Genomic DNA, 1,010 nt, shown 5'->3' with positions numbered 1-1,010 from the left:
ACCACGCTGACCGCAGCAATCACCAAGTATTTCGGTGACTTCAAAGCGTATGACCAGATCGACGGTGCGCCGGAAGAAAAAGCGCGCGGCATCACCATCTCGACCGCCCACGTGGAATACGAGACCGACAACCGCCACTATGCGCACGTTGACTGCCCCGGCCACGCCGACTACGTCAAGAACATGATCACCGGTGCCGCTCAGATGGACGGCGCGATCCTGGTTGTGAACGCCGCTGACGGCCCGATGCCGCAGACGCGTGAGCACATCCTGCTGGGCCGCCAGGTTGGCATCCCGAAGATGGTCGTGTTCCTGAACAAAGTTGACCAGGTTGACGACGAAGAGCTGCTGGAACTGGTTGAGATGGAAGTTCGCGAACTGCTGTCCAGCTACGAATACCCCGGCGACGATATTCCGATCGTTGCAGGTTCGGCTCTGGCCGCGATGGAAGGCAACAACCCGGAAATCGGCGAAGAGAAAATCAAGGAACTGATGGCGGCTGTTGATGACTACATCGACACCCCTGAGCGCGCTGTTGACCAGCCGTTCCTGATGCCGATCGAAGACGTGTTCTCGATCTCGGGTCGTGGTACCGTTGTGACCGGTCGTGTTGAGCGTGGCGTGATCAACGTTGGCGACGAGATCGAAATCGTCGGCATCCGCGACACTTCGAAAACCACCTGCACCGGCGTTGAAATGTTCCGCAAGCTGCTGGACCGCGGTGAAGCGGGCGACAACATCGGCGCCCTGCTGCGTGGTGTTGACCGTGACGGCGTTGAGCGTGGCCAGGTTTTGTGTAAGCCCGGCTCGGTTACACCGCACACCAAGTTCGAAGCCGAAGCCTACATCCTGACCAAGGAAGAAGGCGGTCGTCACACTCCGTTCTTCGCGAACTACCGTCCTCAGTTCTACTTCCGTACAACTGACGTGACCGGCACCGTGACCCTGGCCGAAGGCACCGAAATGGTTATGCCCGGCGACAACGTGTCGTTCGGCGTTGAGCTGATCGC

1 protein-coding gene is annotated in these 1,010 nt (G+C 59.2%); it reads left to right on the top strand.

From position 1 onward, the window contains the following. On the top strand, nt 1-1,010 hold a 1,010-nt coding region (tuf, locus tag GOW93_RS20645), incomplete at both ends, for an elongation factor Tu (RefSeq protein ID WP_170388289.1).

It is taken from the genome of Ruegeria atlantica (genome assembly GCF_013032455.1).
Classification (GTDB): Bacteria; Pseudomonadota; Alphaproteobacteria; order Rhodobacterales; family Rhodobacteraceae; genus Ruegeria; species Ruegeria atlantica_B.
The sequence above is the reverse complement of the archived record's forward strand: the minus strand, read 5'-3'. Positions and strand labels throughout refer to the sequence as shown.